This is a genomic window from Mesorhizobium sp. 113-1-2, assembly GCF_016756475.1.
Lineage (GTDB): Bacteria > Pseudomonadota > Alphaproteobacteria > Rhizobiales > Rhizobiaceae > Mesorhizobium > Mesorhizobium loti_C.
On record NZ_AP023242.1, the window covers coordinates 79,203 to 105,519 of the forward strand.

The following is a 26,317-nucleotide window of genomic DNA, read 5'->3' on the forward strand; positions in this document are numbered from 1 at the left end:
ATGCGCGCCAGCGACCTGCTTCATCCCCGGCCCGAAGGCCTTTACTGCCCGCCGGGCGACTTCTTCATCGACCCGGTGCGGCCGGTGGACCGGGCGCTGATCACGCATGGCCATTCCGACCACGCGCGCTCCGGCCACCGCTCGGTGCTGGCGACGCAGCAGACGCTCGACATTATGGGCCTGCGCTATGGCGAGGATTTTGCCGGAACGACCCAGGCGGCACGGTTCGGCGAGACGATCGCGCTCGCTGGCGTCAACATCAGCTTCCATCCGGCCGGCCACGTGCTGGGCTCGGCGCAGATATCGGTCGAGCACCAGGGCATGCGCATCGTCGCTTCCGGCGATTACAAACGGCAAAGGGACGCAACCTGCGCGCCGTTCGAGCCGATCCGCTGCGACGTGTTCATCACCGAGGCGACGTTCGGCCTGCCGGTGTTTCGCCACCCACCCGACACGGAAGAGATCGCCCGCCTGCTGAAGTCGGCGGCGCAGTTTCCCGAACGCTCGCATCTGGTCGGCGCCTATGCTTTGGGCAAGGCACAGCGGGTGATGCGGCTGCTGCGCGACGCCGGCTATGACAGGCCCCTCTACATCCATGGCGCGCTGGCCAGGCTCAGCGAGTATTATCAAAGCCAGGGCATAGATTTGGGAATCCTCGAACCGGCTACGGTCGAGGGCGGCAAGGATGACTTCACTGGGGCCATCGTCGTCGGCCCGCCATCGGCTTTCGCCGATCGCTGGGCGCGGCGCTTTCCCGATCCGATCTCGTGCTTCGCGTCGGGCTGGATGCGCATCCGCCAGCGCGCCAAGCAAGGTGGCGTCGAACTGCCGCTGATCATCTCGGACCATGCCGACTGGGACGAACTCACCGCCACCATCAAGGAAACCGGCGCCGAGGAAATCTGGGTGACGCATGGCCGCGAGGAAGCGCTGGTCCGCTGGTGCGAACTGGAAGGCATAGCGGCGAGGCCACTGCATCTGGTGGGCTATGAGGATGAGGGCGATTGAGCATGAGAGCAATCGTTGATGCAGCGCTTTATGTCGCCCCCCTCTGTCCTGCCGGACATCTCCCCCTCAAGGGGGGAGATTGGCAGCTTCATTGGCTCCGCTCTTTCTGCAACGTCGGCGATTGGCGAAAGCCGGCGCGACATCCGATCTCCCCCCTTGAGGGGGAGATGGCCGGCAGGCCAGAGAGGGGTGCCTCGCGCCGGCTTTCGCTATTGGCGGGGCGCACCCAGCCATGAACCGCTTCGCCGAACTCCTCGATCGCCTGGTGCTGACGCCGTCGCGCAACGGCAAGCTGACGCTGCTGGTCGACTACTTCCGAACCGTCGAGGACCCGGATCGCGGTCTGGCGCTGGCCGCCATCACCGGTGACCTCACAATCGCTGCGGTCAAGCCGGCGATGCTGCGTATGCTGGTCACCGAACGCATGGATCCGGTGCTGTTCGGCTATTCCTACGACTATGTCGGCGACCTCGCCGAGACGGTGTCGCTGGTCTGGCCGCAGACATCAGGCAAGATCCCCAACCGTGAGCCGACGCTTGGCGAGGTCGTGGCAAAACTGCAGGCGGCAAGCCGCTCCGACGGGCCGAAGGTGCTGGCCAGCCTGCTCGACAGCGCCGGCATCTCGGCGCGCTTTGCCATCATCAAGCTGGTCACCGGCGGCCTACGCATCGGCGTCTCGGCGCGGCTGGCCAAACAGGCGCTGGCGGATTTCGGCAAGGTCGAGGTCGCCGAAATCGAGGAGCTCTGGCACGGGCTATCGCCGCCCTACACGGGGCTGTTCGCCTGGCTGGAAGGCAAGGCCGAAAAACCGCGTAACACGGCATTGGCGCTGTTTCGCCCAGTAATGCTGTCGAATCCGGTCGGCGATGGCGATCTCGAAAAGCTCGATCCGGCGGATTATGCGGCCGAGTGGAAATGGGACGGCATCCGTGTCCAGGCGGTGGCGGAAGGCGGCATCCGCCGGCTCTATTCTCGCACCGGCGACGATGTCTCCGGCGCCTTTCCCGATCTCGCCGACGCCATGCATTTTTCCGCGACGCTGGACGGCGAGTTGCTGGTCGGCGACCCGCGAGAGGCGACGGGAACCTTCTCGGACCTGCAGCAGCGGCTGAACCGCAAGACGGTGACACCGAAGATGCAGCAGCAATATCCGGCCTTCATGCGCTGCTACGACCTGCTTCAGCTCGGCGACGAAGACCTTCGCGCATTGTCGTTCCGGGAACGGCGTGGCCGCCTCGAAGCCTTCGTCAAGACGCTCGATCCCAGCCGTTTCGACCTGTCGCCCTTCGTCGCCTTCGCTGACTGGCAGGCGCTTGAAGACCTGCGCCGCGCGCCGCCGCATCCGATCATCGAGGGCGTGATGCTGAAGCGCTGGGATTCGCCCTATGTCGCCGGCCGGCCGAAAGGCCCGTGGTTCAAGTGGAAGCGCGATCCGCATACGGTGGACGCGGTGCTGATGTATGCCCAGCGCGGCCATGGCAAGCGCTCGAGTTTCTACTCCGACTACACGTTCGGCGTCTGGTCCGGGGCCGAAGGCGAGGAGGAACTGGTGCCGGTCGGCAAGGCCTATTTCGGCTTCACCGACGAGGAGCTGAAGCAGATCGACAAATATGTGCGGGACAACACGGTCGAGCGTTTCGGGCCGGTGCGTTCAGTGCGGGCCGATCGCGACAATGGCCTGGTGCTGGAAGTCGCCTTCGAGGGGCTCAACCGCTCGACCCGGCACAAATCCGGCGTCGCCATGCGCTTTCCCCGCATTTCACGGCTGCGCTGGGACAAGCCGGCCAACGAGGCCGACCGCATCGAGACGCTGCAGGCGCTGCTCGACCGCTAAAGTCCTACGGCTCGATCGAGACGCGGATCTCGTAGATGTCGACCGCCTTGCCCTGCTTGTCGAAATCGGAATTGACGGCGATGGTTCCGGCCGAGCCCGGATGCTTGGCGGGGAACTGCACATCGAACAGATATTCGTTGCGCTGCTGGCCGACCGCGTAGCGCTTGCGGCCGCAATCGCCAAGCTCGCCGAAATTGCAATCGACGGAAATCTGCGTGTCCTTGCCATCCTCGGCACGCGCTATGATATCGAACACGGCGTGCTTGCCGGCGAGCTTCTCCAGCACGCCCTGCCCGACATCGAAAGCGATTGCCGAACCGGAGGGACCGGACTGGATGCGCAGGAACGGACCGGTGTCGTCCTTCATCACCGAGGCCTTGGCGTCCGACGGAGCGGCGACATGCGTCGGGTCTGCCGGCGAGAACACATTGATCCAGTTGCGCGACTGGTCCGCGGCACCAGGCTTTGCCGGCGCGTTGGCGCCGTCAGCCGGGGTGAAATCGTCATCCTCTACGGTTGGCGGCGCCTCCGGCGGCGCTGTGTTGAGCTGTGCCGCCGTCTTGAACACACCGGTCTGGATGGCGAAGAACACGCCGATGCCGATCGCCGCAAGCAGGGTCACGGTGAAGAAAATGGCGGTCAGCGGCAAGCGACGTCCACGAATGCGCCGCTCATCGCGATCGGGCGCCACTTCCGTCGCTGCCCCCGAAGCGGCAGGGGTGGACATGTCGATCGCCGGCGCACCTGGAAGCGTCGCGTCCGGCATGATGTCGGGAACGACCGGCAGCACGCGCGAGCGCGGCGCATCGGACGCGGGCTCTGCGGGCCCGTCGACAGTGACGGCGGGCGATGGCGTCTTGTCGCCGATCTCGATCGCGGGTGCCGCAGCGACCGCGGGCTCGGCCGCCGGTGCGTCGACCTCCAGGCCCACATCCGGCACCGCCGGCAGGAACTCCGATTCGATTTCGGTGATCGTCGCCTGGATCGCCTTGCGGCGCTTGATGGCGACTTCCACGGTCACGCCGGGATTGGCCTGGAGCGCACGGTCGAGCGCGGCAAAGGCCGACCGATAGACCCTTTCGCGGAACGCGCGGTCGTCGGCATTGCCCTTTTCCAAGGCGTTCCGGATCGCTTTTTCGATCGCGTCCAAGCGGGATCCCTCTGCAAATTGCCCCAATCTTCCCTGATGGTTAGCGGTAGGCGACCAATCAATCAACGGGCGGGCAGCCGCATTCTGCCTCGACGGGCCGTCCAAAGTCCATCTTGGCGGTATTCCGGCAAATAAAATCGGACCATGCCGGCGATTCCCGCATGCCGGGTGGCGTGAAGCCCTTGTTTCGACCGCGGCGAGCGCTCGTGCATGATTTGGCAAGTCGCATCTTGAATTCGCCGCCGGTTGAGTCTATCACCCAGCCCATCTTGGAGGCCTTGGCCTCCCGGGCCGCTTTAGCTCAGTTGGTAGAGCACATCATTCGTAATGATGGGGTCAGGTGTTCGAGTCACCTAAGCGGCACCAAATATTTCCCAAGGGTTTGCGGGTTCCAGAGGCGTAGAGCGAAAAACGCCGTGGTAGCACTCTGGCAGCACTTCCTGGCGGCGCTTTTTGCCCTTTTGTTCTTGGTGTGAGATCGCCTTGCATCGGGTTTAGCGCGCCGATCTGCTGATAAAGCTGGGAAGCGGTACGTTCGTGCAGCCCGATAACATGACGATCAATTGTAGGTCCCACTTGCGGGGTTGCATTGAAGCGGAGAGTGGCGCTAGACGATCCTGGAATAGAGGAGTGAGCAGTGGTCGATTTTGCTAAGTGGTATGAAGGGAAAGAATTTTCTTCCGATTGGACGTCTAATAACTTTCATGTCTGGAGCTCTTGCCTTGCAAGTATGCGGGATCGACCTCTCAACATCTTGGAAATCGGATCTTGGGAAGGACGTTCCGCGATCTTTTTTCTTGAGTACTGCCATCTGTCGCGGATTACGTGCATCGATCCATTCGATGGAGGGCAGAACGAATACGTAACTTTGGCCGGCGGATTTTCCCAAGTAGAACAGCGCTTCGATGCCAACACGGCATCGTATGCCGGGCGCGTCACAAAGCTGAAGTCGATTTCCAGCAAGGCATTGCTCGACCTGCAGGACCAAAAAAAATCTTACGACCTGATCTATATCGATGGTGCCCACGACCGGGACGCGGTTCACGTCGATTCCCTTCTGGCGTGGCCTCTACTCAAGAATGGCGGGACCATTATCTGGGACGATTACGCTTGGGAACGGAAACAACCGATCGAAACGAGGCCGGAAGAAGCCATCAATGTTTTCGTGGCTTCCAGACGCAAGGAAATTAAAGTTCTCCATGTCGGGCACCAAATCGTGGCTCAGAAAGTCGATAGCGGAAGGTTTGGTATCGGCTCCGCTATCAACTCGGTCATTTTGAGCACGCTCAGGATGCGACGGCGTCCGCGCTTCGCCAAAGAGGCTCTATAGCGAACGAAGGATCACAGTGGGTCGAGGCCAACGAATTACGCCGCCATGGCCTCGGCGAAGGTCAAAGCCATCGAGCGTAAAGCCGCGGATATGCGCCCTGCTCTTTGTGGCGCCATAGCGATCACTCAAAATCCGTCAGTTCAAACCGGCGACGCATTGCAAGGCTCGCCTCCAGAGCCCTGGATCAACCCTTGCTCACCTGGCGAGCAGTTTTATGTTTGCGGCCTGCACGGCCCCTTGGAGATTGGACACATGGCGCTCAAACGGATGGACAATGTCGGCATTGTCGTCGACGATCTCGAAGAGACGATCGATTTCTTTCGCGAGCTCGGCCTTGAGCTCGAAGGGCGGGCCACGATCGAAGGCGAATGGGCCGGACGTGTCACCGGACTGGCCGATCAGCGCGTCGATATTGCCATGATGCGCACGCCGGACGGCCACAGCCGGCTCGAACTATCCCGCTTCCTCACGCCGCCTGTCGTCGAGGATCACCGCAATGCTCCGGTCAACGCTCTGGGCTACCTTCGCGTCATGTTCACCGTGGACGACATCGACGACACGCTTGAAAGGCTCCGCAAGCGCGGCGCGTAGCTCGCAGGCGAAGTCGTCCGGTACAAAGACGTCTATCGGCTCTGCTACATACGCGGGCCCGGAGGGCTTCTCATCGGCCTCGCCCAAGAACTCGGCTGAGCGCAATACGACGACAATGACGAAGGGCCTGCGAGCGGGGTGCGGTGGATCGCGCTGCCGGCACCCCATATCCGCCATTGTCGAGACTCAGCTTTGGTGGGAAACTCATGGGCCTCAGCATGGGAGGTCGAAAATGCCCAATACTTTCAAGACCGGAGACGTCGTCAGGCTGAAGTCGGGAGGGCCGAAGATGACGGTCAGCGACGGTGCCGCTTCCGGCATGTATCTCTGCCACTGGTTCAACCGCGAGGGCGATGTGTGGATCCCGCAGCATGCGGGTTTCAAGCCGGATCAATTGGTGGCCGCCGACCCATCGGCATAGCTCCTGCCCGTTCGCCACGGGTGGTGGCCGGCCGGCGTGAATTCGGATGACGCCGGATGAGGTTTATGTCGTTCTCGATACCAATATCCAGGTCGGCATCGCCGACCATCGAAAGTATCGGCACAGGCAACCGACGGATTTCCGTCGCCGCGGCGTTTAACGGTTGAAGCGTGACCACGGCATGGGCCGTGGCCGACGCGCCAACCGGAGACGCCGAAGCATGATACGCCGTTCGATCCTTGCCGCTGCCTGGAGCCTGCTGACCGCTGCGGCGCTCGCCCAGACGGCGACGCAGCCCCCGGCCGCCACGTCTTCTGGCGCCACGCCGCCGGCCGCCGCCCCTGCGGCGCCAAAAGCCAAGTCGGACATCACGCTGGCCAAGTTCCAGAAGCGGCGGGAGAAGGCGATCATGGCGGCCGACACGGATGGTGACGGCAAGATCAGCCTGCTGGAGTGGGAGGCCTTTCAGGCCAAGCGCAACGTCAAGGGCGACGCCGCCAAATCCTTCGCGCGCATCGATTCGAACCATGACGGCTTCATCGATCGCGCCGAGCTCGACGCATTCTTCGCCAAGCGCTTTGCCAGACTGGACAAGAATGGCGACGGCATTCTGACGGCCGACGAGATGCCAGGCCACAAATCCGCTCCCAAGCCGGAGCAATGACCAAGAGGCCATGACGCGTGATGGATATCGGGAGTGCGCCAGCCGATGAGCGCCGATCCGGACGAGGAGCTGGTTCGTCGGGTCGGTGCCGGCGATTCCGCGGCGGTGCAGACGCTCGTCGCGCGCAAATTGCCGCGCATTCTTTCGCTTGCCGTGCGCATGCTGGGCGACGCGGCGGAGGCCGAGGATGTCGCCCAGGAAACCTTCGTGCGCATCTGGCGTCATGCCTCGAGCTGGCGGCGCGGCAATGCACGTTTCGACAGCTGGATCCACCGGGTGACGCTCAACCTTTGCTACGACCGGCTGCGCCGGCGTCGCGAGTTGGTGACCGACGATTTGCTGGATATGGTCGATCCGGCGCCGCTTCCCGATGCTCGCGAAGAGCCGCAGAGGATCGAGCAGGCCTTGCAGGCGATCGCGCCGCGCCAGCGCGAGGCGATCATCCTGGTCTATTATCAGGAGATGTCCAACATCGAGGCGGCCGCGACCTTGGAGATCAGCGTCGATGCGCTGGAGAGCCTGCTCTCGCGCGGCCGGCGGGCCTTGCACATGATATTGGCCAGGGATGGCGTCCATGACTGAGAAGAACGCGACCATGAATGGCGCACAGTCATCGCGCCTTGCCGGCGTTCGGCGGGGCCGCCTCGTTTCCAACCCGCGTGGGCACGCGGCACCAAGAGGCAAGGGGAAGACAGATGGCTGAAGACATCGAGGACGGCCCGGCAATGGACGTCAAGCGTTTCGCCGCGCTGGCCGAAGCCTATGGCGGCGATTTGCGGCGCTGGCCGCAAGCGGAGCGCGAAGCAGCCTCCGCCTTTGCTTCAAGCGAGACGGGCCAGGCCATTTCGCGAAAGGCCGGCACGCTTGACGCCCTGCTTGACAGCTACAGTGTCCCGCACCCCGGCAGGGCGCTGCATGACAGCATCCTGCAGGTTGCCGACCGGCACATCGTCCGGCGCCGGCGTCAGCGTTTCTGGTGGCTGGGGTTGGGGCTTGCCGGCATCGGGCTCGCCGGCGCCATCGCCGGATTGGCCCTGGTGACCGTCGTCACGCCCGAGGTTCCGCCCGACCACTACGTGCTCGATGCCAATGCGACGGCCTTCGGCGATGCCGGACCAGACACGATCGAGGAAGACCTATGAGCACCGGCCGCAACCTTCTCATCGCGTCAGTGGTGCTGAACGTCTTCCTGGCCGGCGCGCTTGCCGGCGGGGCCGTCTGGATAAAAGGCGGCAAGCAGGGCCAGGGCGCTTCGCTGGAGGCGGCCGGCGGCCGGCTTCCCGACCAGCAGCGCACGCTGTTCCGCAAGGCGCTGCGCGAGGTCCGCCAAGAGTCGCGCGAAATCATTCGCGACGGCCAGCGGGCCAGGCGCGAGGCGGCTGATTTGCTGCGGCAGCCAGTCCTCGATACGGCTGCCCTGGCGGCCGCCCTGGAGCGGGCCCGCAATGCCGACGTCACCGTGCGCACGCGGCTGGAACAGCGCATCATCGAGTTCGCAGCGGCAGGCTCCGCCGAGGATCGCAGCGTGCTGGCGGAAGGGCTCTCGAGGCGCGCCGGGCCGCAGCCGTCGACACCGCCAAAAAAATCGCCGTGACGACCGACGGAAAATGCCGACGGCGCCCGTTTAACGGAATGAAGGGCAGGACCTGCCGGACCATCTGGCGCCGACAGGTTTCAACCTCGGACACCTTCGGAGCATGGTTATGAACTATCTGACAAAATACGCGATCACCGCCGCTCTCGCGGTGACAGGAACGGTTGCCACGGTTGCGGCATCCTCGGCGATGCCGCTGGCCCCGCTGGCCGCCCCGGCGCTGGTCGAGCACGTCGCCTGGGGTTGCGGGCCTGGCTGGCATCCCAATCCCTGGGGGCGCTGCGTGCCCAATCGCGTGGTCGTCTACCCCGGTTACTACTATTGGCATCGCCCGGCCTTCTACGGATGGCATCCGCACCGTCACTGGCACCGCTGGCATCGCTGGTAAGGGCCTCCGGGGCCGACACCTTCGTCGGCCCCTTGCCCCCAGTTGAACAGGCACGAAACGGCTCGAACGGGCTTCTTGCGCCGCGCGCGGGAAGCCCAAGCAATGGAGAGCTGACTTGGCTATCCCGGCCTCCAATTCCCCGCCAGATCCAGCCCCAGATCCAGCCCTTGTCGCTTTCAACCGCTTCGGGCTCGGCGCAAGGCCCGGCGACCGCGACAGGGTGGCCCACGACCCGCGCGGCTACCTGAAGGCGGAACTGCGGCAGCCCGACATCGCCATGATCCCGCTTGACGACCCTGCCTATGCCGGCCTGCTGGGCAGCACGCCGGCCATCCAGGCCAGCATGGCGGCAAATTTCCAGCGCAAGCTCGACCGCGAGCATATGGCCGCCACAGCACAGCCGGCAATGGCAGGCGCCCAGACCATGCCGGCCCAGGCCACATCGGCCCCAATTGCGCCTGCCCAACCCGTTCCATCGCCCGCGACCCCGGCCAAACCCACACCGCCGATCGAGGCCACGCTGTTTCGCGCCGAAGCCCAGGCGCGCTTCGATAAGGCTTTTCGGGCCGAGGCCGGCTTTGTCGAACGCCTGGTCTATTTCTGGTCGAACCATTTCTGCGTCTCCGTGGCGAAAGACAACATCGTGCGGGCGAGCGCCGGCGCCTTCGAACGGGAAGCCATCCGGCCCTTCGTGCTCGGCCGTTTCGCGGACATGCTGATGGCGGTCGAGCGGCATCCGGCGATGCTGTTCTATCTCGACAACCAGCAGTCGATCGGCCCGGACTCCCGCGCCGGCAAAAACCGCCAGCGCGGCCTCAACGAGAACCTCGCCCGCGAGATCATGGAACTGCATACGCTCGGCGTCGGCAGCGGCTATACCCAGGCTGATGTCACCAGCTTCGCCCGCATCCTGACCGGCTGGACGATGGCCGGGCGCGAAGGCCGGCTGGGCGAACCCGGCAGTTCCGTCTTCAACGCCAATGCCCATGAGCCGGGCGACGCGGTGCTGCTCGGCAAGACCTATCCGGCCGGCGGCATGGGCCAGGCCGAAGCGGCACTCAACGACATTGCCAGCCATCCGGCGACGGCGCAGCACATCGCCACCGAACTTGCCCGTCATTTCATCGCGGACGAGCCGCCGCCCGCGGCGGTCGCGCGCCTGGCCAAGGTTTTCACCAAGAGCGACGGCAATCTCAGAGCGCTGGCGGCGACCCTCATCGACATGCCGGAGGCCTGGTCGGCGCCCTTGGCCAAGATGCGCTCGCCCTTCGACTACATCGCCGCCATCCGCCGGGCGGCCGGCCCGGGTCCGGCGAACGATCCCGGCCAGTCGCTCAACTGGCTCAATGCGCTTGGCGAGCCGCTGTGGCAGCCACCGGGACCGAACGGCTTTTCCGACCAGGCGGCCAGCTGGGCGTCGGCCGAAGGCATGAAGATCCGCCTCGACATCGCCTGGCAGGCGGCCCGCCAGGTCAAGGATATCGGCAATCCCAGCGACATGCTCGACGCCGTCATCGGTCCTTCCGCCTCGCCGGAGACGCGGCAAGCGGTCGCCCGTGCCGAGTCCAAGCAGCAAGGCCTGGCGCTGCTGCTGATGGCGCCCGAATTCCAGAGACGATAGTTCGAGCGACAGGTCCGGCGCCGACAACTCCCATGGAGACCAAGTCATGAGCCTGCTGTGTGAACCCCCCTCCCGCCGCGCCGTGCTGATGACCGGCGGCGCCCTGTTTGCCTGGGCCTATCTGCCGCGCTTCGCCCGCGCCGCCGACAATCGCGATCCGCGCCTGATCGTCATCGTCCTGCGCGGCGCGCTCGACGGCCTGTCGGCGGTCGGTCCGGTCGGCGACCCCGATTATGCCGGCCTGCATGGCGACATCGCTTTGTCGCTCGCCGGCCCGCGTGCGGCGCTGCCGCTCGATGGTTTCTTCGCGGTCAATCCGGCGATGCCGGTGTTTGCGCGCCTGTTCAAGGACAAGCAGGCCGCTGTCGTGCACGCGGCGGCGACAGGCTATCGGGAACGCTCGCATTTCGACGGGCAGGACGTGCTGGAAAGTGGTTTTGCCGGCCCCGGCCATGTCGCCACCGGCTGGCTCAACCGGGCGCTGGAGAGCCTGCCGGCGGGCGACCGCGTGGCAACGCTTGGCGGGCTGGCCGTCGGACCGTCGACACCGCTGGTGATCCGTGGTGCTGCCCCCGTGCTCGGCTGGGCACCGCAATCGCTGCCGGAACCTGCCGGCGATCTCGCGACGCGGGTTCTCGACCTCTACCAGCATCGGGACCCAGTGCTGGCGGTGGCCCTGCAAAAAGGTCTCGACGCCGACCGCATGGCGCTCGACGACCAGATGGGCGCCAAGGCTATGAAGCCGAAGGGCGGCCTCGACAGTGCCGCCGGCATGCGGCAGGCCGCGCAAGGTGCGGCCAGGCTGATCGCGGCCGATGATGGGCCGCGCGTTGCAGCCCTTGCCTTCGACGGCTGGGACACGCATGTCAACGAAGGCGGCGCGACCGGCCGGCTCGCCACGCTGCTCGGCGGCCTCGACGGCGCCTTCGAGGAGTTCGAGAAGGGTCTTGGCGAGCGCTGGAAGGACACGGCGATCGTCGCCATCACCGAGTTCGGGCGCACGGCGCAAATCAACGGCACGGTCGGCACCGATCACGGCACCGGCACGGTGGTGCTGCTCGCAGGTGGCGCGATCAAGGGCGGCCGCGTGATCGCCGACTGGCCGGGATTGAAGCCGGCCCAGCTCTACGAACAGCGCGATCTGGCGCCGACCAGCGATGTCAGGGCGGTGCTGAAAGGCCTGCTCGCCGACCAGTTCGGCCTCTCGGCCGCCGTGCTCGGCGACAAGGTGTTTCCGGAATCCGCAGCGATGAAGCCGATGCGTGATCTCGTCGTATGAAAAGGACTGGTGGCGTCACAGGGGACGCCACCTCTAGCAAAAAACGCTCAGGTCACTTCGGAGGCGGCGCCGCGTCGATCGGCTCAGTGATCACCAGCGGTGGTGCCAGCGGTGGTGGTGATGGTACCGCCAATGTCCCGGCCGGACTATTATCACGCGACGGCGGTTGGGCACGCAATTTCCCCACCGGTTCACGTGCCAGCCAGGGCCGCATCTCCAGCCGGCGCTTTCGATTGGCGACGGAGCGGCGCTGGGCTTTGCCATGGGCAGGGCCTGCGAGCCTACGCTCGACAGCATCAACGTGCCTGCTGCGACTGCGATTGGCAGAATGTATCTGGTGAGCATGATTGTGTCCTCCATGGTTGACATTCCCGGGAACAGCATACCACTCACCCGGCTGAATGCCGGGTGAGTGGTCCGATCACATATTCGTTAGGTTAAAGCGCTCGCCAAGCGACGCCACGGTCTTCAGCGGCGTTCGTCTTGTCGTCACCTTGATCAGGCGGCCTCGACCTTGGCGACCGGCGCGTCCTCTCCGCGCACCAGTTTGGTCACGCCGGCAAAGTCGAGCTTGCCGGAGCCGAGCACTGGCACTTTCTGGACGACGCGCACTTCGGCAGGCACCATCAGGTCCATGGCGCCATTCGCCTTGGCGAAGGCCAGGAAATCCGCGCGTGTGGCCCCGGGAGCCTCGGTGATGAGAATGAGCTTCTCGCCCTTGCGCGCATCCGGCACGGAAGCGACGGCCGACAACGTGCCTTTCCACAATTCACCCGCCAGTGCCTCGACGGCGGCGAGCGAGATCATCTCGCCACCGATCTTGGCAAAGCGCTTGGCGCGACCGCGAATGGTGATGAATCCGCCCTCGTCGACCGAGACGACGTCGCCAGTGTCATGCCAGCCATCCGGCAGCGCTTCGAGCACGCCCGGCTTCTCGGCGCGCAAATAGCCCGCCATTACATTGGGGCCGCGCACGTAGAGACGTCCGCCCTCGTCAACGCCCGGTACCGCATCTAGGCGATACTCCATTCCGGGCATGATTTTGCCGACGCTGCCGGACTTGTTGTACATCGGCGTATTGATGGCGATTACAGGTGCCGCTTCGGTCACGCCGTAGCCCTCGAGGATACGCACGCCGAACTTTTCCATATAGGTCATGCGCGTCGCTGCCTTGACCGGCTCCGCGCCGGCAAAACAATAGCGTATCGAGCGGAAGTCGTACGGGTGCGCGGTCCGTGCATAGCCGCTGAGGAACGTATCCGTGCCGAAGATGATGGTCGCGTTGGATGCGTAGATCAGTTCCGGCACAAGGCGGTAGTGCAGCGGCGATGGGTAGAAATAGACCGGCACACCCGAAATCAGCGGCAGCACCGTGCCAGCCGTCAAACCAAAGGAATGGAAGATCGGCAAGACGTTGAACACCTTGTCGCCCGAGTGGAAGTCGATGCGCGAGGCCGCCTGCGCGGCATTGGCCAGGATGTTGCGGTGGGTAAGGACCACGCCCTTCGGCGTGCCTTCCGACCCCGAGGTGAACAGGATCACCGCCGGGTCGTTCGGCAAGCGCTTCGCGCGCGGCGTCGACTTGCGCAGCAGGCCGAGCAACTTGTCCTTGAGACCGATGGTTTTGCGCAGATCGTCGAGCCAGACGATGTCGACCGAGCGGCCTATCTCCTCGACCACCGCGCCGAGTTTTGCCTGCTCGACAAACGCGCGGGACGTGAGCACCGTGCGCACTTCGGCGGCCTTGCAGGCCGACAGGATGTTGGCGGCACCTGCGGTGAAGTTGATCATCGCCGGCACCTTGCCGGCCGACATCACGCCAAGCAGTGTGGCGCAAGAGCCGTTGGCGTTGGGCAGCATGATGCCGAGCGTCTGCTGATCGGCATAAAGGTTCTGGAATTTCTCACCGAGTACGGCGGCCGCCGTCAGCAGCTTGCCATAACTCAGCGAACCGGTGACCGGATCCTGCACGGCAAGCTCTCCCATCCCGCGTTCGTTCGCCGTCTGGATGATCTTTTCCAAGACCGTCTTGTCGATGTCCTGCGTGCGGAAGACGAGGTCCGACATCACCTGATAGAGAGCAGCCCCCGCCGCGGCGCGGCGTTTGCGACCCTTCAATTCCTGTGGCACTTCGAGCCTGACGGGTTCCAGGATCGTCACCTTGACCTTCGGGAACAGCCGGCGGCGCACATGTTGCGAGGTCAGCCGCGAAAAGTAGCTTTTCTCCAACCCGTCGATGCGCACCGGCACGACCATCGAGCCGGTCTTGTCGGCAACCATGGCGGCGCCGTCATAGACCTTCATCAGGCCGCCGGTGACGGTGATGCGGCCTTCGGGAAAGATGACCAGCGGATCGCCGCCCTGCACGACCTTGATCAGCGTGCGGGTCGACATCGGCTTGGCGGGATTGAGCGGCAAAGCGCGGGCGAGTTTCATGAACGGCTTCATCCACCAGGCCTGGGCAATGGTGTAGTCGATGGCGAAGACCGGCTCCTCATCGGTCAACGTCAGCGCCAGCGGACCGTCGAGGAAGCTGACATGGTTGAGTGCCAGGATGGGCGCCTTGCCGGCTGCCTTGAGGTTGTCCATGCCCTCGACTTCCAGGCGATGGAAGGCGCGGAACAGGATGGAGACGAAGTCGCGGAAGGCGTTGGTCGGCAGGAATTTCAGCATCAGCCAGGCGGCGACGGCGTTGGCCACGGCGAGGCCGAACAGGATGCCGCCGGTGGAGACTTTCGTCTGGATCATGGCGACAACAATACCGCCGACCGTCATGAAGCCGGCATTGACGATGCTGACGGCAGCGACGACGCGGGCGCGGCGCGCTTCCGGCGACCAGGCCTGCACGGCGGCGAAAGTCGGCACCACGAGAAAGGCGCTGGCGATGGCCATGCCGGCGAGGTCGATCGCGACACGGATCGTGTTTGGCCCGGCGAAGAACAGGGCAAGGGTCTCCACCCTGGGCGAGGGCTGCATGCTCCAGATGGTCCAGGCCAAATGCAGGCCGAACAGCGCCAGCAACGCGGTGCCGACTGGCGCGGGCAGAAGCACGATGCGCCCCTGTGACATCCATGCGGCAATGGCCGATCCAATGGCGATCGAGACGGCGAACACCGCGAGATAGACGGTTACGGCGATCTCGTTGCCGCCCAGAGAATCCTTGATCAGCGTCGGCAGGATCGACAGCACGATGGCGCCGATCAGCCAGAACCACGAGGTCATCAGGCCGGCGCGCCAGATGCGCGTGTCGGTGCGCAATTCGCTGACCTGGCGCCAGGTCGAGCGGAAGATGTTCTTGTCGATGACAAGGTCGGGGGCCGCCGAACCGGTCGGCGGAATGTAGCGGCTGACGAACCAGCAGCCGACGGCCAGGGCCATCATGATCGGCCCGAACACGGTGACGCCGATGCCATCGGCGGAAACGACGCCGCCGGCGATGGTGCCGCCGAGGATGGCGGCAAACGTGGCCGACTCGATCCAGGCGTTGGCCTTGGGCAGTTCCTTGCGCTCGAGGTGATCGGGCAGGATGCCGTATTTGATTGGCCCGAACAGCGCCGAGATGATGCCGAACATCAGCAGCGCCGTCATCAGCACCGGGATCGACGACAGCGCGATACCGGCGACAGAGACTGCCGCCGCGGCAATCTCGGCGAATTTCAGCCGACGCGCGATCAGCGCCTTGTCGAAGCGGTCGGCAATCTCGCCGCCAAGGGCGGACAAGAGCAGAAAGGGCGCCATGAAGACGGCCCCGGCAAGCGTGACCAGCGAGGCCGCCTGTCCGGCGGCGAGTGTGAAGAGGATCAGGAACACCAGTGTGTTCTTGAGGAAATTGTCGTTGAAGGCGGACAGGAACTGCGTCCAGAACAGAGGCGCAAAGCGCCGGGACAACATCAGATGCGTGTTCATGGCGATTTCCATTTGGCGGAACCCTACGGCTGTGTGCCGTAGGCCCCGCGGGTTGCAGGCGCTGTTTCAATCTCAGTGATAGTCTTGAGCTGGTTAAACTTCCTTACTGTGCTTGATGCTCATCCGTGGCTTTTCGGTTCGCCAGAATTGAACATCGTTCATAATCGCAACCTATCACGTTTTGAACATTGTTCAAGCGAAAAATGAACGGTGTTCACCACACCCAAAACGGAGCCGGCGGCCGGTGGAGTCTGTCGGGATTAGGGCGCCCCAGTTGCTGGACCGGGTTAGAGCGTCGCCACGGTCTTCAGCGCGCCGTCGAGCATGTCGCCCTTCTCGTCCTTCAGCGCCGCCTCGCGCAGGCGGCGGATCCAGTCGGCGGCATCGTCGCGGCCCTTGAGCATGGGAAGCGCCGACAGCACGCGGTCGAATTTCGACTGGGCGCGGACATGGGTGTCGCTGTAGCCCTTGATCAGCCGGCGGCAGTTGAGGATTTCGACGGCGAGCGCATAGTCCTGGGGCGCGTGGCTGAGCGCCAATGCGTACCAGCGATCGAGATGGGTCATCTCGACCTGGTGGCGCAGCAGGCCGCGGCGCCAGCGGCGCAGGCCGCCGATGAACCACAAAGCGGCGAAGCCGGCGAAGCTGTCGGTGCGGATACGGCGGCCATGGTTGATGCGGCGGTCGAGGAAGGCGGCGAGTTTCGGCCGGCTCTCGATATAGCTGCCGAGCCCCGCCGGCAGCGTGCCGCAGAACTCCTCGATGCGCGGATGGAAATATTCGGTCACCTGCAGGATCGAGCCATCCTTGACACCGACCTCCTTGCGCACACGCCTGTCGCGCGTCGAGCGCGTCTTGAGATCGGCAACGCGGATCATGTCGTCATAGCAGAGCGCGTTGGCCAGATGCTTGGCGGCGGCGATCGACAGCGCATGGGCATGCTCGGTGCCATCCAGCGCGACGGCCTTGTCCAGCCGGTCGAGATACTCCCGCCCATAGGCGATGTCCTGATAATCGACGACCTTTCGTAACCCACGAAGCGCCATGTCGCGCACCGGCTCCGGCAATGCGTCGACACGCGCCGCCAGCGCCTGCCAGCCTTGCAGCAGGTTTTGCGGGCCGGTGACGCGCCCTGCGCCCAGTGCCGATTCGACAATCGCCGGCTCCGCCGGCTTTGACGCCGGCGCGGCCGTGCCGCGCGCGCGGTCATACGCGGCGCCAAAGGCGGCAAGGCTCGCCTTGACGCCACGGCCCCCGGCGCCAATCGCCTGTTCATAGCTTTCGCGCGTGAACGGCAGCGCGTCCGACCCCGCCAGCGCGCCAAGCAGGCTGGCCGAGATCATCGAACCGTTGTCGGCGGCGATCTTTTCCATGTCGAAAGCGATGAAGCGCTTGGATGCGGCTTCCGCAGTCGCGTGCACCTTGGAAGACGAGGCCCGGCCGTCGCCCGGTTCGATCTTCTCCGACACGGCAGCGATGCGATGCGAGGAGGCAATCAGCGTGGTGCGCTCGGGTGTGACGAAACCACGGATGATGGCGCGGCCGGCTTCCATCAGTTCCGCCGCGATCAGTATGTCGACATCGCCTTGCGAGGGCGACAGCGCGAAGACCGGCAGCCGGCCGGTGTCACGGGCCATCTCGATGTAATAGATCGTGGCGCCGGTGCGCTGGGCGACGCCGGCGACCGAGGTCGATTGCGCGACGTAGCCATTGCGCTCGGCCACATCGGTGATCCAGTCGGCCAGCACGCCGCCACCCTGGCCGCCGACCGCCAGCACGGCGAGCTTGATGACACGCTCGTCATCCTGGGCGCCGGCCTTGGCGCGGAGTGGGGGGACAGCGTCAAGCATCAGCGAAGGTCAGGCGCCGGCTTTCGCGGCGGCGCTGCAGAAGGCCGATGGTGGCGCGGCGCGCGCTTTCCAGAAACCTGTCCCAGCGGTTCGGATTGTGGACGACGTCGGCGCGGTAGAAGGACGGGCAGAGCACGGCGGCGTCCGCCACCTCCCCGCAATTGCCGCAGCCGACGCAGCTCTGGTCGATCGATGCCACAGGATCGTCGCGCAGCGGATCGTCGAGCGACTTGACCGACAGCGACGGGCAACCGGACAGCCGCATGCAGGCATGGTCGCCGGTGCAGATGTCCTCGTCGACGCCGAATTTCGGTTTAACGACCCTTGTCCCCCCCTTGATCGCCTTGTCGACCAGCGGCTTTTCGCGGCGCTGCCGGTTCAGCATGCATTCGGACGAGGCGACGATGACCTTCGGCCCCTTTTCCTCGGTCGTCAGCGCCTCGCGCAGCGTGTCCTGCATCTTGCCGACATCGTAGGTGCGGTCGACATGGCGCAGCCATTTCACGCCCATGCCCTTCACCGCCTCGGTGATCGGATGCTTGGTCGACTTGGTCTTGTTGCCCGCGCGCGACGACAGGATGTCCTGCCCGCCGGTGGCGGCGGAGTAAAAATTGTCGACAATGACGATGACGCCGTCATTCTTGTTGAACACGGCATTGCCGATCGAGGAGGTCAGACCGTTGTGCCAGAAGCCGCCATCGCCGACGAAGGAGATCGAGCGGCGCTTGGCGTCTGGCGAATTGAACGCCGAGGCCGAGGCCGGGCCGAGACCGTAGCCCATGGTGGTGGCGCCGAGTTCGAAGGGCGGCATGATCGAGAACAAATGGCAGCCGATGTCGGAGGCGATATGGTGCTTGCCGAGTTCCTGCTCGACCAGCTTCGTCGCGGCGAAGATCGGCCGTTCCGGACAGCCGATGCAGAAGCCCGGCGGGCGGCCCGGCACGACGTTGATCAGGTCGGCTGTATCGACGCCGTCGCCGACCTTGTTGGGCGCGCGCACTTCGCCCGGCAAGAGATGCGGCGCCTCGGCGCGCAGGAAGGTACCGATGCCGTCGAGCATCACTTGGCCGGTATATTCGCCGGCCATCGGCAGATATTCCTTGCCGACCAATCGGGTGCCACGCCCGGCCTTGTGCAGCATCGCGGCAAAGGCCTGTTCGATGTAGTTGGGCTGGCCTTCCTCGACGACCAGCACCGCCTGCTTGCCTTCGCAGAAGGACAGGAACTCATCGTCGATCAAGGGATAGACGGCGTTGAGCACGTAGAGCGGCACATCGGTCTCGCCATAAGTGTCGGCAAGGCCGAGCCGCTGCAAGGCGCGGATGACGGAATTGTACATGCCGCCCTGCATGACGATGCCGACCGAGCCGTGGTCCGAGCCGAAGAATTCGTTGATCTTGTTCTTTCGGATGAAGTCGACCGCCGCCGGCCAGCGCTTCGCCACCTTCTCCTTCTCATGTAGGAACGAGGCCGGTGGCAGCACGATGCGGCCGGTGTCGCGGCGCGGGGCTTCCAGCGCATCGGCCACCGTCATCGGCGGGCGCTTGTTGTCCTTGGCGATGAAATGGCCGTGCACATGGCAGCAGCGGATGCGCACTTGCAGCATGACCGGCGTATTGGAGATTTCGGAGAGTTCGAAGCCGTCTTCCACAGCCTTGACGATGGACGGCAGGTTCGGGCGCGGGTCGAGCAGCCAGACCTGGCTCTTCATGGCAAAGGCATGGCTGCGCTCCTGCATGATCGAGGAGCCCTCGCCATAATCCTCGCCGACGATGATCAACGCGCCGCCGGTGACGCCGCCGGAGGCGAGGTTGGCCAGCGCATCGGAGGCGACATTGGTGCCGACGGTCGACTTGAAGGTGGCCGCACCGCGAATGGGATAATGCACCGAGGCGGCCAGCATGGCGGTGGCGGTGGCTTCCGAGGCGCTTGCCTCGAAATGCACGCCGAGCTCGCCCAGAATGTCCTGCGCGTCGGCCAGCACGTCCATCAGATGGCTGATCGGCGCGCCCTGATAGCCGCCGACATAGCCGACGCCGCATTGCAGCAGCGCCTTGGTGATGGCGAGGATGCCCTCGCCGGCAAACTCCTCGCCGGCGCCGAGCCTCAGTTTTTCGACTTCCTTGGCAAAAGACCGTTCGGCCATCTCTGCCTCCTTCCGTTGCCGCCGCTGGTCGGCGGCGCGTACATCTAGATGTCGTGCTTGCGAATGTTTTTCAGCATCTTCAAAAGCGTGGCGATCAGTGCCGCATATTCGGTATCGTCGATATCGTCGAACATCGCCTCGAACGCGTCGTGCATGGCCGGCCAGGCGCGAGTGAACTCGGCGCGGCCCTCGTCGGTGAGGAAGACATGGCGGATGCGGCTGTCGGTGACGCCCTGCTCGCGCCGCACGAAGCCTTGCCCCTCCAGCGTGTCGAGCGTGCGGCTCAAGGTCGACTGCTCAATGACCGTGTAGACCGAGAGGTCGTTGACGGTGACGCCGTCGGTGACCGACAGCACGGCAAGTGTGCGCACCTGCGGAATGGTCAGGCCCTGCTTGCGGAAATCGTCGCGCAAGGTGGCGTTGTAGCGACCCATGATGCGGTTCATCAGATAGGGCGCGAATTGCTGCAGGCCGATCTGGCCGAGCGTCGAAATGCGCTGGCGTTTTTCTCCGACCTTCTGTTCCATCACAGCCTCCCCGCCAGGAGGAAGCCGGAACCGCCGCCGAGACCCGCGCCAGGATGGGTGGAGGCGCCGATATGGTAGAGGTTTTTGATACCGGTCTGGTGGTTGCGGCTGGTCTTGAACGGCCGCCACAGGAAGGCCTGGTCGATGGTCGACGAGCCGCCATAGGGGTCGCCGCCGACCAGATTGATGTTCATCGCTTCGAGATCGGCCGGCGAATAGGCGCGGCGCGCAATGACGCTGTCCTTGAAGCCGTCGATATGGTTGGCAAGGATCGCTTCGGCCCGGTCGGCGTAGGCCTCGCGCAGCGCGTCTGTCCACTGCCCGTCAGCCGGTGCCTGCAGTTTGCCGGTGGCATCGCCCTTGATGTGGCGCGGCGCCTCGGGCAGTTGCAGCCACAGGATCGCCTTGCCTTCCGGACAGCGTGACGGGTCGAGCGCATGCGGCTGGCCGACGCAAATGGTCGGCACTTCCGGCAGCATGCCGCGTGCCGCCTCGTTGCAGGCCTTCGACACGCCATCGAGCCCCGGCGTCAGATGCAGCAGCGCCACCTTGTCCAGACCTTCGCCGCGCCATGCCGGCGATTTGTCCAAGGCATAGTGGATCTGGAAATTGCCCTTGCCGTAGCGATATTGCCGCGTCGCCTCGATATCGGCTTTGGGCGCCTCGCTGCCCAGCAGCCGGCCATAAAGCTGCGTCGGCGTGACCGAACAGATCACGCTCTTCTTCGCATGAACCGTTTCGCCCGAGGCCAGCCGCACGCCGGTGGCGCGGCCCCCATCCAGGATGATGGAAGCAACGTCCGCTCCCGTGGAGATGACGCCACCGCGCTCGGTGATCAATGCCTCGAAGGCCGCCAACAGGTTCTTCGCCCCGCCCTTGACGATCGGGGCGCCTGCGGCCTCCAGCGCGAAGGCAATCACCTTGGCGATCTGGCCGGAGAACGCATCCTCGGGGCCTAGCCCGGCATGCAGTACCCAGGGCGCCCAGAGCGCCCGGATGGTTTCGGACTGGTAGGTACTTTCCAGCCAGCCGCGCGCCGGCGCCAGCGCTTCGCCGAGAAAGGCGGCAAGGCCACGCGGGCTTCGCCGCCAGGCGTCGCCGGCCAGCAGCTTGGCCGTCGGATAGGACCACAGCGCGCCGCCGAGCAGGCCGAACAGCAGGCCGGCATTGCGCTCGATGCCGCCGACATCATCCGCGTGCCGGTCGCCATCACCCGCCGCGATCGCATTGAGGGCGGCGACATTGGCGGCGCGGCTGGTGGTGAGCACGGCATGGCGGCCGTCCGGCCGCAGCACGCCGGTCGGCGTGCCGGTGTGGCAGAACTCCAGCCCGTGCCGGGCAAGGTCGCCGCCCAATGCGGCAAAGGCCGGCGAGGTGATGAACAGCACGAAGGTCGTCGCCATCACATCATGGATGAAGCCGGGTGCGGTGATCTCCTCGGTGCGCATGCAGCCGCCGATGCGGTCATTGCGCTCCAGCACGAGCACCTTCGCACCCTTGCCGCCAAGCATCGCCGCGCAGACCAGCGCGTTGATGCCGCTGCCGACGATGATGTGATCGGGGGCGGTCATTGGGGAATGCCCTCGGTCGTCGCGAAGTGACGTTCAGGCGCATAGGTTAGCGCTCTACGGCGCCCCCTTCTGTCCTGCCGGACATCTCCCCCTCTAGGGGGGAGATCGGATGTCGCGATGGCTTTCGCCAATCGCCAAAGTCGCGAGAATGAGCAGGGCGCGGAAGCTGCCAATCTCCTCCCTTGAGGGGGAGATGTCCGGCAGGACAGAGGGGGGTGAGCGCCAGCGCTGCAAGGCTGCCACCCGTCACCCATCATCACTCCATCGCCAACCTGCATGATCTTCTCCCGAAGATCTCCTTACTGCCCCGACACCAGCGCCAGCGCGCGGATCGGGCTGCCGGTGCCGTGCTCGATCTTGAGCGGTGCCGCGATCAGGATGGCACCCTTCGGCGGCAGCTGGTCGAGGTTGCAGAGGCTGGCGAGACCGTAGCGGTTGGCCTTGTGCATCAGCGTGTGCGCCGGGAATGGCGGCTCCATGCCGCCGGCCTTGCCGGCATCGGTGCCGATCGTCTCCGAGCCCCAGCCCTTGATGTCCTTGGCTATCAGATACTGGATGGCTTCGGCCGTCGGGCCGGGCGTATGCGGGCCGGTCTCGTTGGCGTTGAGGAATTCAGCCTCCGAACCGTTGCGCTTGTACCAGTCGGTGCGCATCACCACCCATTCGCCCGGGTTGATGGCGCCATGCTTGGCTTCCCACGCCTTGATGTGGTCGACGGTGAGCAGGAAATCGTGGTCGGCGGCGGCTTCCTTGGAGCAGTCGATGACATTGACCGGGCCAACGAAATTCTGCGCCGGAATGGTGTCGGTGGCGCCGTCCGGATAATCCTTGCCGGTGATCCAGTGCTGCGGTGCATCGAAATGCGTGCCCGAATGCTCGCCGAGCTTCAGCCAGTTCCACGCCCACCACGGACCATTCTTGTCATAACGGGAGATCGAGTGGATCTCGACCTTCGGCGTGTCGACGGCGAGTTCCGGCGGCAGCTTGATCAGCGGCGTGTCCGGCCCGAGCTGTGCCGAGAGGTCAACCACCTTGATGGCGCCTGACAGTAGCTGGCCGGCGACTTCGCCGAGGAGTTTTTGGGTGTCCATGGTCTCTGTTCCCTCTTTGTCGATGATGATCGAGGCTCGTCTCGGCCCTTAATATCCTACTAGACGAAAACATATGCATCTGCAATTATCTTTAAGCATAAAGGAAATGGGAACGGGGCGTGAGCGAGTTCGACGCCATCTTTGTCGGGGCGGGCCACAACAGTCTGGCATGCGCCGCGCATCTGGCGCTCAAAGGCTGGAAAACCGGGATTTTCGAGCGCAGCGCAACAATCGGCGGCGCCGTGCAGACCCGCGAATTCACCCTTCCCGGCTTCCGTCACGATTTCGGCGCGATGAATCTGAGCCTGTTTGCCGGCTCGGCCTTCCACCAGAAATATGCAAATGAATTGAAAGCACAGGGGCTGGAATTCGCACCGGTCGCCGACTGTTTCGCCAGCGCCTTTCCGGACGGACGCTGGTTCGGCGTCAGCAACGACCTGGAAAAAACCGCCACGCGCATGGCTGCCTTCTCCGCTGCGGACGCCGCGGCATGGCGCAGGCTGGTTGCCGCCTTCCCGGCCGAGGCCGAGCATCTGTTCCGGCTGCTGGGCTCGCCGATGAGCGCCCGTGCGCTTGCCGGCACGGCGTGGAACCTGTGGCGCAAGAAGGGGGTTGCCGGCGCGCTCGACACCGGCCGGCTGCTGCTGTCGTCGCCCCGCGCCTGGCTGGAGGAGACTTTCGAGTCGCCCCATGTGCGGGCGACCCTCGCCACCTGGGGCATGCATCTCGACTTCGCGCCCGACATCGCTGGCGGCGCAGTGTTCCCCTATCTGGAATCGATGGCCAACCAGAGTTTCGGCATGGTGCTGGGCAAAGGCGGCGCCGATACCATCATCCGGGCGCTGGCCGGCATGGTCACGTCGGCCGGCGGCAAGATCGTCACTGGCGCCGAGGTGGCCGAGATCACCGTTTCCGCCGGCAAGGCGACCGGTGTTCGGCTCGCCTCCGGCGAGACGCATACAGCGACCAAGGCGGTCATCGCCGGTGTCGCGCCCAAGGCGCTGGCCAGCAAGCTGCTGCCCGGCGGTTCCGGCAATGCCGGCTTCGACACGGCAATGCAGAAATTCCGCCATGCGCCAGGCACGATGATGATCCACCTGGCGCTGGACGACCTGCCGGACTGGCGCGCCGGGGCCGAGTTGCGGCAGTTCGCTTATGTGCATCTGTCACCGTCGCTCGACGCCATGTCGCGCATCTATCAGCAGGCGATGGCCGGCATGCTGCCGGACGAACCGGTGCTGGTCGTCGGCCAACCCTCAGCGATCGATCCGTCGCGCGCGCCGCAGGGCAAGCATGTGCTGTGGGTGCAGGTGCGGATGCTGCCTGCCGAGATCCTGGGCGATGCGTCGGCCAAGATCGTGCCCGCGCATTGGGATCAGGTTAAGGACGCCTACGCCGAGCGCGTGCTCGACATCATCGAGACCTATGCACCCGGCCTGCGGAGCAAAATCCTCGGCCGTTCGGTGTTCTCGCCCATCGATCTCGAGCGCGAGAACCCGAATCTGGTCGGCGGCGACCAGGTGTGCGGCAGCCACCATCTGGCGCAGAACTTTTTGTTTCGCCCGGCGCGCGGCTATGCCGGCTGGAACACGCCGGTGGCCAATCTGCATCTCACGGGAGCCGCGACATGGCCAGGCGCCGGCACCGGTGCGGCCTCGGGTTTCATGCTCGCGCAACAGCTTGGCGGGAGGTAGGCTCCGACGATTTTATCGAGGCGACGAGAGGCAAGGCGCTGCTGCCCACGAAGCCTGAACCCAAGAACGGACAGTGCCGCGCAAAGACAATAACCAACAAGGGGAACGACCATGAAAATCAACAGACGCGAATTGCTGGGATACAGTGCCGCGGCACTTGGCGTGACCGCCATTGGCCTGCCGAAATTAGCCAAGGCCGCTGCCGGCGAATTGACCATCGCCTACAATGTCAACCTGCCGTCCTGGGATCCGACCACCGGACCCTCGGCCGTCAATCCGACCATCCAGGGCCTCTACCAGTCGGTGTTCGACCAGATCATTCCGCAAAAGCCGGACCTGTCCTTCGCGCCGGGCCTGCTCACCGAATGGGGCTGGAACGACGACCGCACCAAGGTGATGATGACGGTGCGCGAGGGCGTGAAATGGCATGACGGCTCGCCCTTCACGCCCGAGGACGTCGTCTGGTCTCTGCAGCGGGCGGGCGACGAAAAGACCGGCAACCCGATCCAGTTCGTCTGGAAGAACGTCAACAATTTCAAGATCGACGGCAACAAGATCACCGGCGACGTGGTGCAGTTCGACCCGGTCTATTTCAAGTGGATGTCGTTCCTGACCGGCTACATCCTGCCGAAGGCCTACTACGAGAAAGTCGGCGCCGAAGGCTTCGAGAAGGCACCGATCGGCACCGGCCCCTATATGGTCGACAAATTCGAGCGCAACGCCTTCCTGCGGCTCAAGGCCAACCCGAACTATTGGGGCACCAAGCCGGCCTTCGAGAATGTGACGATCAAGTTCGTCACCGATGCGGCGAGCCGTGTCGCCGAAATCGAGTCGGGCTCCTCGCAGGTGACCCTCGAAATCCCCTACGAGGAATATGACCGCCTCATCAAGAAGAGCGGGCTCGCCGGCTCGATCAAGAACGTCTCCGACATCGGCATGATCTTCTTCAACAACAAGGACGCCATGCTGGACAAGAATGTCCGCCAGGCGGCCGTGATGGCGGTGGACAAGGAGCTTCTGGTCAAGCGGCTGCTGCGCGGCTACGGCCAGCCGATCGATACGCTGGAGACGCCGGAATACGCGGCCTATGATCCGTCGATCAAGGTCGAGCACAATCCGGAAAAGGCCAAGGAATTGCTGGCCGCCTCCGGCTATTCGACCAAGAAGCCGGCAAAGTTCACCATCCAGACGACCAAGGGCTTCAAGCCCAAGGACTACGAGATGGTGCAAGCGATCGTCGGCATGTGGCGCAAGGTCGGCATCGAGGCCGAGATCGAGGTCTATGAGATCGCCAAGCACTATGAGCTGCGCGCCGCCCACAAGCTGGCGCCGGCGGCGTTCTACAACTGGGGCAATTCCATCGGCGATCCGACCACTTCGACCGGCTTCGCCATGTTCGGACCCTCGCCGCATTCGTCGTGGAAGACCGACGACCTCGATGCCAAGATCGGCCCGCTCTGGGGCGAGAAGGACGAGGCCAAGCGCATCGCCGGCTGGAAAGCGGTAGACAAGTACATTGCCGAAGAGGCCTATGTGCTGCCGCTGATCCAGTACGCCCAGCCGATCGTGCACTCCAAGAAGGTCAATGTCGTGCAGCACATTTCCGGCGCGCTGTTGCCGGCCCTGATGATCCCGGCCTGATATCGGCCTGG

At 64.6% G+C, this 26,317-nt stretch carries 21 protein-coding genes, 1 tRNA gene and 1 pseudogene; 15 read left to right on the forward strand and 8 right to left on the reverse strand.

Features of this window, described 5'->3' with window-relative positions:
- Both JN279_RS00380 and JN279_RS00385 read left to right on the forward strand, forming a co-directional pair.
- Positions 1-1,008: a ligase-associated DNA damage response exonuclease gene (locus tag JN279_RS00380; protein ID WP_202351728.1), complete on the forward strand. Its 1,008-nt coding sequence runs from the start codon at positions 1-3 to the stop codon at positions 1,006-1,008.
- 232 nt (positions 1,009-1,240) lie between these two features.
- Positions 1,241-2,842: a cisplatin damage response ATP-dependent DNA ligase gene (locus JN279_RS00385; protein ID WP_202351729.1), complete on the forward strand. Its 1,602-nt coding sequence runs from the start codon at positions 1,241-1,243 to the stop codon at positions 2,840-2,842.
- Between the two features lie 4 nt (positions 2,843-2,846).
- Here the strand turns inward: JN279_RS00385 and JN279_RS00390 are convergent, their stop codons facing one another.
- Entirely contained in the window at positions 2,847-3,992 is a 1,146-nt protein-coding gene (locus JN279_RS00390; protein ID WP_096453226.1) for a hypothetical protein, read from the reverse strand.
- 290 nt (positions 3,993-4,282) lie between these two features.
- Here JN279_RS00390 and JN279_RS00395 point away from each other — a divergent pair.
- The 11 genes and pseudogenes from JN279_RS00395 (at position 4,283) to JN279_RS00445 (ending at position 11,880) form a co-directional block, all read left to right on the forward strand.
- Positions 4,283-4,358 (forward strand) — tRNA-Thr (locus tag JN279_RS00395).
- A 271-nt stretch (positions 4,359-4,629) separates the two neighbouring features.
- Positions 4,630-5,322 carry a class I SAM-dependent methyltransferase gene (locus JN279_RS00400; RefSeq protein WP_202351730.1) on the forward strand — a complete coding sequence of 231 codons (693 nt, stop codon included), beginning with the start codon at positions 4,630-4,632 and terminating at the stop codon, positions 5,320-5,322.
- A gap of 252 nt (positions 5,323-5,574) precedes the next feature.
- Positions 5,575-6,012: pseudogene (locus JN279_RS00405) on the forward strand (VOC family protein).
- 133 nt (positions 6,013-6,145) lie between these two features.
- Positions 6,146-6,334 (forward strand): YodC family protein, encoded by a 189-nt coding sequence (locus JN279_RS00410; protein WP_032932854.1) that lies wholly within the window; start codon positions 6,146-6,148, stop codon positions 6,332-6,334.
- Between the two features lie 220 nt (positions 6,335-6,554).
- On the forward strand, positions 6,555-6,998 hold the full coding sequence (locus tag JN279_RS00415; RefSeq protein WP_096453224.1) for an EF-hand domain-containing protein: 444 nt from the start codon (positions 6,555-6,557) through the stop codon (positions 6,996-6,998).
- Between the two features lie 45 nt (positions 6,999-7,043).
- Positions 7,044-7,580, forward strand: coding sequence for an RNA polymerase sigma factor (locus JN279_RS00420; protein ID WP_096453223.1), 537 nt, complete (start codon positions 7,044-7,046; stop codon positions 7,578-7,580).
- Positions 7,581-7,693: 113 nt separating this feature from the next.
- Positions 7,694-8,140 carry a hypothetical protein gene (locus JN279_RS00425; RefSeq protein ID WP_244734346.1) on the forward strand — a complete coding sequence of 149 codons (447 nt, stop codon included), beginning with the start codon at positions 7,694-7,696 and terminating at the stop codon, positions 8,138-8,140.
- A complete protein-coding gene (locus JN279_RS00430; protein ID WP_202351731.1) occupies positions 8,137-8,592 on the forward strand; it encodes a periplasmic heavy metal sensor in 456 nt (151 codons plus the stop codon). The genes JN279_RS00425 and JN279_RS00430 overlap by 4 nt, the downstream gene beginning before the upstream one ends.
- 109 nt (positions 8,593-8,701) lie before the next feature.
- Positions 8,702-8,980 (forward strand): GCG_CRPN prefix-to-repeats domain-containing protein, encoded by a 279-nt coding sequence (locus tag JN279_RS00435; RefSeq protein ID WP_096453220.1) that lies wholly within the window; start codon positions 8,702-8,704, stop codon positions 8,978-8,980.
- Positions 8,981-9,095: 115 nt separating this feature from the next.
- Positions 9,096-10,601, forward strand: coding sequence for a DUF1800 domain-containing protein (locus JN279_RS00440; protein WP_096453219.1), 1,506 nt, complete (start codon positions 9,096-9,098; stop codon positions 10,599-10,601).
- Between the two features lie 46 nt (positions 10,602-10,647).
- Entirely contained in the window at positions 10,648-11,880 is a 1,233-nt protein-coding gene (locus JN279_RS00445; protein ID WP_202351732.1) for a DUF1501 domain-containing protein, read from the forward strand.
- 90 nt (positions 11,881-11,970) lie between these two features.
- Here the strand turns inward: JN279_RS00445 and JN279_RS38905 are convergent, their stop codons facing one another.
- The 7 genes from JN279_RS38905 to JN279_RS00475 all read right to left on the reverse strand — a co-directional run bounded on the left by JN279_RS38905 (position 11,971) and on the right by JN279_RS00475 (position 22,971).
- A complete protein-coding gene (locus JN279_RS38905) occupies positions 11,971-12,225 on the reverse strand; it encodes a GCG_CRPN prefix-to-repeats domain-containing protein (protein WP_446720390.1) in 255 nt (84 codons plus the stop codon).
- Between the two features lie 153 nt (positions 12,226-12,378).
- Complete coding sequence (locus JN279_RS00450) at positions 12,379-15,786, reverse strand: acyl-[ACP]--phospholipid O-acyltransferase (RefSeq protein ID WP_096453216.1); 3,408 nt, start codon at positions 15,784-15,786, stop codon at positions 12,379-12,381.
- A 287-nt stretch (positions 15,787-16,073) separates the two neighbouring features.
- On the reverse strand, positions 16,074-17,636 hold the full coding sequence (locus tag JN279_RS00455) for an indolepyruvate oxidoreductase subunit beta family protein (protein WP_096453215.1): 1,563 nt from the start codon (positions 17,634-17,636) through the stop codon (positions 16,074-16,076).
- Entirely contained in the window at positions 17,629-19,782 is a 2,154-nt protein-coding gene (locus JN279_RS00460; RefSeq protein WP_096453214.1) for a thiamine pyrophosphate-dependent enzyme, read from the reverse strand. Before JN279_RS00460 ends, JN279_RS00455 begins: the two co-directional genes overlap by 8 nt.
- Before the next feature lie 44 nt (positions 19,783-19,826).
- Entirely contained in the window at positions 19,827-20,309 is a 483-nt protein-coding gene (locus JN279_RS00465; RefSeq protein WP_096453213.1) for a MarR family winged helix-turn-helix transcriptional regulator, read from the reverse strand.
- Positions 20,309-21,880 carry a phytoene desaturase family protein gene (locus tag JN279_RS00470; RefSeq protein ID WP_096453212.1) on the reverse strand — a complete coding sequence of 524 codons (1,572 nt, stop codon included), beginning with the start codon at positions 21,878-21,880 and terminating at the stop codon, positions 20,309-20,311. Before JN279_RS00470 ends, JN279_RS00465 begins: the two co-directional genes overlap by 1 nt.
- Before the next feature lie 299 nt (positions 21,881-22,179).
- Positions 22,180-22,971, reverse strand: coding sequence for a cyclase family protein (locus JN279_RS00475; protein WP_096453211.1), 792 nt, complete (start codon positions 22,969-22,971; stop codon positions 22,180-22,182).
- 119 nt (positions 22,972-23,090) lie between these two features.
- Between JN279_RS00475 and JN279_RS00480 the strand changes: the two genes are divergently transcribed.
- Both JN279_RS00480 and JN279_RS00485 read left to right on the forward strand, forming a co-directional pair.
- Positions 23,091-24,665 (forward strand): phytoene desaturase family protein, encoded by a 1,575-nt coding sequence (locus JN279_RS00480; protein WP_096453210.1) that lies wholly within the window; start codon positions 23,091-23,093, stop codon positions 24,663-24,665.
- A 111-nt stretch (positions 24,666-24,776) separates the two neighbouring features.
- Positions 24,777-26,306 carry an ABC transporter substrate-binding protein gene (locus tag JN279_RS00485; protein ID WP_096453209.1) on the forward strand — a complete coding sequence of 510 codons (1,530 nt, stop codon included), beginning with the start codon at positions 24,777-24,779 and terminating at the stop codon, positions 26,304-26,306.
- The last annotated feature ends 11 nt before the right edge of the window (positions 26,307-26,317 follow it).